This window comes from Hydrotalea sp. (assembly GCA_030054115.1).
GTDB lineage: Bacteria > Pseudomonadota > Alphaproteobacteria > JASGCL01 > JASGCL01 > JASGCL01.
The window spans coordinates 20,810-27,721 of sequence record JASGCL010000008.1 but is presented as its reverse complement, the minus strand read 5'-3'; the positions used below and the strand labels follow the sequence as shown (position 1 = coordinate 27,721).

The 6,912-nt window shown below is 50.2% G+C and carries 8 protein-coding genes; 4 read left to right on the top strand and 4 right to left on the bottom strand.

Annotation, left to right across the window (positions count from 1 at the left end; all coding sequences use genetic code 11):
* Nucleotides 1–682, bottom strand: a 682-nt coding sequence (locus QM529_02900) for an NAD(P)H-dependent oxidoreductase (GenBank protein ID MDI9313611.1), incomplete at its 3' end; no start/stop codon positions are given.
* A gap of 2 nt (nucleotides 683–684) precedes the next feature.
* Nucleotides 685–1,419 carry an SDR family NAD(P)-dependent oxidoreductase gene (locus QM529_02895; GenBank protein MDI9313610.1) on the bottom strand — a complete coding sequence of 245 codons (735 nt, stop codon included), beginning with the start codon at nucleotides 1,417–1,419 and terminating at the stop codon, nucleotides 685–687.
* A 186-nt stretch (nucleotides 1,420–1,605) separates the two neighbouring features.
* Here QM529_02895 and lpxD point away from each other — a divergent pair, with 186 nt between their 5' ends.
* The 4 genes from lpxD (at nucleotide 1,606) to lpxI (ending at nucleotide 4,991) form a co-directional block, all read left to right on the top strand.
* On the top strand, nucleotides 1,606–2,670 hold the full coding sequence (gene lpxD / locus QM529_02890) for a UDP-3-O-(3-hydroxymyristoyl)glucosamine N-acyltransferase (protein MDI9313609.1): 1,065 nt from the start codon (nucleotides 1,606–1,608) through the stop codon (nucleotides 2,668–2,670).
* Between the two features lie 126 nt (nucleotides 2,671–2,796).
* The gene (gene fabZ, locus QM529_02885; GenBank protein MDI9313608.1) at nucleotides 2,797–3,255 is read left to right on the top strand and encodes a 3-hydroxyacyl-ACP dehydratase FabZ; all 459 of its coding nucleotides are present in this window, start codon (nucleotides 2,797–2,799) and stop codon (nucleotides 3,253–3,255) included.
* Between the two features lie 25 nt (nucleotides 3,256–3,280).
* Nucleotides 3,281–4,093, top strand: a complete 813-nt coding sequence (lpxA, locus tag QM529_02880; GenBank protein MDI9313607.1) for an acyl-ACP--UDP-N-acetylglucosamine O-acyltransferase — start codon at nucleotides 3,281–3,283, stop codon at nucleotides 4,091–4,093.
* Nucleotides 4,094–4,121: 28 nt separating this feature from the next.
* Nucleotides 4,122–4,991 carry a UDP-2,3-diacylglucosamine diphosphatase LpxI gene (gene lpxI / locus QM529_02875; protein ID MDI9313606.1) on the top strand — a complete coding sequence of 290 codons (870 nt, stop codon included), beginning with the start codon at nucleotides 4,122–4,124 and terminating at the stop codon, nucleotides 4,989–4,991.
* Here lpxI and QM529_02870 read toward each other — a convergent pair.
* Together QM529_02870 and QM529_02865 are read right to left on the bottom strand one after the other, a co-directional pair.
* On the bottom strand, nucleotides 4,988–5,314 hold the full coding sequence (locus QM529_02870; protein ID MDI9313605.1) for a DUF1244 domain-containing protein: 327 nt from the start codon (nucleotides 5,312–5,314) through the stop codon (nucleotides 4,988–4,990). The two genes, lpxI and QM529_02870, sit on opposite strands and share 4 nt — an antisense overlap.
* Nucleotides 5,311–6,897, bottom strand: coding sequence for a TolC family protein (locus QM529_02865; protein ID MDI9313604.1), 1,587 nt, complete (start codon nucleotides 6,895–6,897; stop codon nucleotides 5,311–5,313). The genes QM529_02870 and QM529_02865 overlap by 4 nt, the downstream gene beginning before the upstream one ends.
* Nucleotides 6,898–6,912 lie beyond the last annotated feature (15 nt).

The window sequence follows — 6,912 nt, the reverse complement described above, 5'->3', positions numbered from 1 at the left end:
AACCGAAATCGGCTTTTTTAGGGAAAGAAAGCGGTTTTAGCTCCTCAATTTTTTTTAAATGGTTTTCGTAATCGACTAACATTTTATGCCGCGCCGCGGCGTCGCTATATGGCACAAAATGGGCGGTGAAGGGCGGCAGAACATCAAACCCCACGTAATAAAGCGTGCCGCGCAATATCGGCCGCAGGAGGGTTAGCCAATCGCCATGCAACGATTGTTCATTTTCAAAAAATCCTTGGCGCGATCCAGCGGTGATGGTCAGCATCGCTTTCTTGCCGGCCATTTTGCCTGCTTCATAAAAATTTTTGCCGCCATAACATGGGCCAGATAAAAACACGCGGTCAAACCACCCCTTCAAAATGGCGGGCATCGAAAACCAATAAAGCGGAAAATGATAAATCACCAAATCAGCCCATTGCATTTTTTCAAATTCGGCAATGATATCGGGGGCAAGGGTTTTATGCTCGTAATTGTAACGTTGCTCCAGGGCGTAGGTCAAATAATCCGCGTTCTGCCTTGCGCCAAAATCTTCTGCGCTAGCCACCGGGTTAAAATTCATGGCGTACAGGTCGGAAACCTTTACCTCGTGGCCAAGTTCCCGCAACACCGCCACCGATTTTTCCAACATCGCGTGGCAGAATGATTTTGGTTCATGGTGCGCGTAAACAATAAATATCTTCATGGTTATTTTTTATAATCAATAATTTGCCCCTGCAATTTATTATTGTCCTGTAAAAAAGGCAAGGTAAATAACGCCACCGCCTCGGCGGTTTTTAACGTGGTTGCATCCTCCCCGGGGAAGGCCGCGGCGCGCATCGCCGTGCGGGTTGCCCCCGGGTTGATGGCGTTGGCGGTGATGTTGGTTTTTTGCAATTCGCCACCCCACGTGCGCACCATCGCCTCTACCCCCGCCTTGCTGATGCTATAGCCGCCCCAAAATGCCGGATAATTTTTTGTCACGCCGCTGGTAAAAAAAACAACCCGACCCGATGGCGATTGGTTCAGCAATGGCTCGCCGTAACGAATAAGCCGATGATAAGCCGTCAGGTTAAGGGCGATGGTTTTGTCGAAATCTTTTTCTTCCAAATGCGCCAGCGGCGTTAAATCGCCCAACCTTGCCGCCGCCCCAACCATAATATCGACGCGACCAAATCTTTTTAATATATTGGCGAACAGCAGGGCGATAGTGTCGTCCTTGGTTATATCGGCGGTGATGATGGCGATGTGATTCTTGCCGTTGGTTTTTTGCCTAACCTCATCGTCAAGCTCGGTCAATGCCCCCTGGGTGCGGGCCACCGCCAAGACGGTCGCCCCCTGCAACGCCAATTGCACGGCGACGGCGCGGCCAATGCCGCGCGACGCGCCAATCACCAGGGCGATTTTATCATTAAAGTTATTATTGGCTTTCTGCTTAAGCATAACGTTGGTATTTTATTTTTCGTCTATCAATAGGGCGTTAACATAATGTAATGTTTTCGCCGTTTATTTTTTCCTAAAGTTGCTTTAGTAAAATTATAGCCAAAAGTAAAAAAGATAATGAGGGCAATGACTTTCATAAAAAAGATAATCAATTACATCTTAAGGATTAAATAAAAGACGAATAACATGACGGATAAAAATATTTTTTTTCAACCCTATAAACCAGCAAGCGGCGCGTTCCTTATCGGTGATATGCTGGCACAAATCGCCGATAGGGTGGGGCTTACCACCGATATCGCCACCATGCCGAAAAGGGAAGTTAGGAATATCGCCGGCTTGAAGGCCGCTGGCGCGGGCGATGTTTCCTTCTGCGCCCTGGGGAAGCATCGCGCGCAATTGGCCGCCACCCGCGCCGGCGTGGTGTTGCTGACCGCCGATTTGCAAGCCGATGCCCCCAACAATTGCTTGGCCTTTGTCATGCGCGACCCGCAATTGGCCTATGCCCTGATTGGCGCAATGTTCTACCCACGCATGACGGCACAGCAACATGATATTCACCCAACCGCGGTGGTAAGTAAGACAGCGGTCATTGAACAACCGGTGTCGATTGCGCCATATGTGGTGATTGGCGACGGGGTTAAAATCGGCAAGGGGTCGATTATCGGTGCCAGCACGGTTATCGAACGTGGGGTGGTTATCGGCATGAACAATATCATTGGTGATAATTGCTCGATTAGCCACTGCGTGATGGGTAACGATTGCGATATCGACAGCGGGGTGCGCATCGGCGGTCGTGGTTTTGGCCTGGTGCCAACCAAAACCGGTATTGTGCGCATGCCGCAAATCGGCCAGGTGCTTATCGGCAATGGGGTTTGCATCTCCTGCAACAGCGTTATCGACCGTGGCACCAGCGGCGACACGGTGATTGCTGACAATGCGCAACTTGATAACATGGTGGCGGTGGGCCACAACACGCAAATCGACCGCTCGGCGGTGATATGCTCGATGGTCGGCCTGGCCGGCAGTGTTACCATCGGTGCCGGCGCGATGCTCGGCGGCCAGGTGGGGGTGGCCGACCATATGGTTATCGGCGCCGGGGCCAAGGTGTCAGCGCAAAGCGGCGTCGCCAGCAATGTCGGCCCTGGGGATTTTGTCGGCGGCACGCCGGCGATGAACCACATGCAATACCTGCGCGGCAATCATTTTTTAAGAACGGCGATGAAGGAAAATACAAAAAAATCAAGCAAATAAGACGTTCTTAAAAAAACTTCACAAAAAAAACCGCTGGTAAAAGGATGCAAAATTTTATAGACATAATAGGCAAACCTGGACACAATTTGAATAGACCTTATTATAATTTAGCAACCTTCTACCCACATGACCGAATCGATATTAAAAAACCTGGGGCGGCTGGATATTGAAAAACTCATACCCCATCGGCCACCATTTTTGTTTGTTGATACCATCCATGAAATTGTTAAGGACCAATCGGCGGTCGGTGAAAAAACTTTCCCGAGAAGCGAGGCCTTCTACGCCGGCCACTTCCCGCAAGAACCGGTTACCCCCGGGGTAATTATTGTTGAGGCCATGGCGCAGGTCGCCTGTTGCATGGCGGCGGCCAGCATCGGGCATATCGGCGATAAGGTGGTTTATTTTCTATCGATTGATGAGGTAAAATTTCGGCAAAAGGTTTTGCCGGGTGACACCATCACCATGAAAACAAAAAAATTGCAGGCGCGCGGCGGTATTTGGAAAATGTCGGGCGAGGCATGGGTGGGCGATAAATTATGCGCCGAGGCAACATTCGTCGCCATGGCGGCCGATGCGCCAAAATGAAACCAATAACAAAAAAAATGTTATAATGAGTAAGATAGACACCACGGCGGTTATTCACAAAAGCACGATAGTCGAGGACGGCGCGACCATCGGCAAGAATGTCACTATCGGGCCATTTTGCGTGATTGGGAAAGATGTAACATTGGGTGATGATAATATCATCCACAGCCACGCGGTGATAACCGGCAAAACAACGATAGGCCGTGGCAACGAAATTTTCCCCTTTGCCATATTGGGGAGCAAGCCACTCGATAAAAAATACGCCGGTGAGGATTCAGAGCTCATCATCGGCGACCGCAATCAAATTCGCGAACATGTCAGCATCACCCTCGGCACCGCCGGCGGCGGCATGGTAACCCGCGTTGGCAACGATTGCCTGTTTATGAATGGCGCGCATATATCGCACGACGCGCAAGTGGGCGACGGCGTGATATTGGTAACCCACGCCACGTTGGGCGGGCATGTGGTGGTGGGCGATGGTGCAATTTTGGGCGGCCTGGCCGCGGTGCATCAATTTGTGCGGGTCGGCCAATATGCGATGATTGGCGGCCTCAGCCGCGTGGTTGACGACGTGCCGCCATTCACCATGGCCAACGGCCCAGATGCAACGATGCAGGGGTTGAACCTGCTCGGGTTGAAGCGGCAAAATATCGACAAGCAAGATATTAAATTATTGCAGAAGCAACTTTATTATTTGTTTTCAAAGAACGAAAAATCACCAAAACCCTTGGACGAAAAATTGCGCGAGGTTAGCTTAGACAAAAATCCATTGGTGCAGAAGCTGGTCGATTTTTTACAACGCCGCACCCATCGCGGTATCGCCGGCGCGGATTTTTAGAATTTTGTTGGGGTGATAGCGGCCATTTATGATAACATTACCCATCCGTAACCTTGCCCATAACCTTGCCATGGCGAAAAAGAAAAAAACCATCGCCATGTTTTCTGGCTTTGACAATACCCCGATATTATTGTGGAAAAATGCACGGGCGCGCGGCGACGTTGTTCTGCCGATATTATTTCCCGAATTCGCAAAACGCTACCCGGCCTTTTGGCGTGGCAAAGAAAAATCGATGTTGTCGATTGGCCAATTGGGAAAGCTCATCGCTTTTTTAAAGGAACATCAGGTGACGCATTTTATGATAGTCGGGCGGTTGGAACGCTTGCCCTTAAAAGAATTGAAACTCGACATGACCGCGAAGATTTTTCTCGCGCAAAACATCGGCGTCTATGGCAAGGGGGATGACGCCCTGCTCTCCGCCCTGGCGCGGTTTATTGCCAAAAAAACCAACAGCCAATTATTGTCGCCCACCGAATACCTGCAGGGTGGCGAAAAAATAACCAAGGGATTATTCGCTGGCCGCGAACCGGCCACGGCGCATTGGCAAGATTTTAAAAAAGGGCAAAGGCTTTTGCAGGCGATAAGCAAATTTGATATCGGTCAAGCGGTGGTGATGGCCGATGGGTTGGTGTTGGCGATTGAAACCATGGCGGGCACCGACGCGATGATACAAACCACCAAGCCCTTCACCCGCCAACGCGACGCGGTGTTGGTGAAGGATTTCAAACGCGGCCAAAATAAAAAAGTTGACGCGCCGTCATTGGGCCCCGATACCATTCTGGCCGCCCATCGCGCCGACCTCAAGGGCATTTTTTTTAACCATCGCGGTAATATTATCGAGCCAGCAAAAACAAAAAAACTGGCCGAACAGCATAAATTATTTATTTATCTTTTTTAATGCTGGTGGGTTTGTTTCATTTTATCCAATTGGTCGGCGGTTGCTTCCTTTTGGTATTTTTTTTTCCATTCATCGTAATCCATGCCGTAGATTAATTTTTTGGCAGACGCGGTTGATATATCGCCACCGCTTGCCGCCATTTCTTCTTGATACCATTTCGACAGGCAATTGCGGCAAAACCCGGCCAGGTTCATCAGGTCGATGTTTTGCACGTCGGTGCGGGTTTGCAAATGGTTAATCAGCCGCGCCAATACGCGGGCGGCGATTTCATCGTTCAATGGCGCGGCCGCTTTATCTTGCGATTTATCGGTTGGCTTTGTCATTGCTTGGGTTTTTCTCGGAAACGTCTGGGGTAATCCTTGCCGACATCTTGGTCGCCACCCGAGGTAAAAATCCATTCGCTAACCGCGGCGAATGGGTCCATCGGGCCGCGGTAATTGCGATTTTGTTCGGTCAGCGGGCGATATGGCGAGCGCAAGCCAAAATTACCGGCAATCAAATCGCCAGTCATCATTTGCAAATTCAGCATGGCGAGGGTTTTGGCTTGCTCGGCATTAAGGAGGTTTAATTCGTTCAGCAAATTGGTATTGGCGGCCTGCATGAAATCGAGCAGGGTTTTCTTGCCGGTGCTATATTCGATATTGGCCGCCCGCACCCCCAAGCGAGAAGATTTAACCGCCTGGATGTAAGATTGTTCGGAACGTAAATTGGTTTGGTAATCTTGGTAAGTGCGATTGAATTGTTGCTTTAATTTTTGGCTGGTGTTGATGAATTGAAAATCGGCAACCTTGGCCGCGGCGATAACCGCGCGCGACCCCGACAACAATTGCCCCTGAAACCAGATGGGTTGTGTCACGGTAATGCCGGCGGCCAGGCTCTTGCTGGTGCTGGGACTATTGGGTTGGGTGCTGTTGGTCAGGTTGGCACTGACGCTAAGGTCGACCTTGGGTAAGACGCTGGTAAGGTTGGAATCTTTTTGGATGTTGGCGATAATTTTTTGCAATCGCGCCATTTGCAATTGCGGGTTGCGGGTTTGGAAATCCCGCACCCAATTTTCTTTTGAATCCTGAGCGCGTTTTTTAATAAATTCGGCAATATCATTTACCGCCGGTTCGATGGGTTGTAAATTCTTGCCCGGGGCGATGCCAAAAATACGGGTAAAGTCATCGGTCGCGGCGTTTAAATTTGATTCGGCGGTAAGGAGCGAGGCATCATTTTGCGCTTTCAAGGCCTCGCTCTGCGCCAGGTCGCTGGCGGTCATCACGCCGGCCTTATAACGAATCCGCGCCGCCATCAGGGTGCGGCTCATCAGGTTGTTGTTCCATTTTTGTATTTGGTAGGCCTTGCGCGCCTTGATAACATTGGTGTAGGCGGTGGCGGCCTGCAATATCATATTTTGTTCGGTTGAAAGATAGGACCATTCGGTGAGGTGGAAGACCGCGCGCCCCTGCTGGATGGCGAGGCTATCTTTACCGCCATTAAAAAGATTCTGGCTTATCTGCAGGGTGTAACTATCTCTATTGAATGAGCCATCATAATTGAAAGCAGGCGTCGCGCCCTTGGTTACGGCATAGGTCGGGCCGAAGTTGCCGATAATCACCGCGGTCGGGTTAAACATGGCCGAGATGGTGCCGTCATACAATTGCCCCTTGCTATAAACATCATAAAGCGCGGCCTTAAGACTGGGTTCGTTGGTCAGCATCCGCGCCAGGTAATTGGCAAAGCCCGGGGTTTGGTCGTTATTTTGGGTTGTGGCAACCGCCGAGTCGTCATTACCATTATCAATATCTGCTTGGGCGACGGCGGATTGCGCGGTGGTGCACAGCAACATCACCAACAGCAGGCGCATGGGATTTTTTTTAAAAAAATTGTTAAAAAAACTATTGCGGGGGAAAGCGGTTGTCATAAGCAAGAAATAAAA

Excerpts from the sequence above, each read along its gene's own strand:
- lpxA (MDI9313607.1), top strand. The coding sequence starts at position 3,281 with ATGAGTAAGATAGACACCACGGCGGTTATTCACAAAAGCACGATAGTC.
- fabZ (MDI9313608.1), top strand. The coding sequence starts at position 2,797 with ATGACCGAATCGATATTAAAAAACCTGGGGCGGCTGGATATTGAAAAA.
- QM529_02870 (MDI9313605.1), bottom strand. The coding sequence starts at position 5,314 with ATGACAAAGCCAACCGATAAATCGCAAGATAAAGCGGCCGCGCCATTG.
- QM529_02895 (MDI9313610.1), bottom strand. The coding sequence starts at position 1,419 with ATGCTTAAGCAGAAAGCCAATAATAACTTTAATGATAAAATCGCCCTG.
- QM529_02865 (MDI9313604.1), bottom strand. The coding sequence starts at position 6,897 with ATGACAACCGCTTTCCCCCGCAATAGTTTTTTTAACAATTTTTTTAAA.
- lpxD (MDI9313609.1), top strand. The coding sequence starts at position 1,606 with ATGACGGATAAAAATATTTTTTTTCAACCCTATAAACCAGCAAGCGGC.
- lpxI (MDI9313606.1), top strand. The coding sequence starts at position 4,122 with ATGATAACATTACCCATCCGTAACCTTGCCCATAACCTTGCCATGGCG.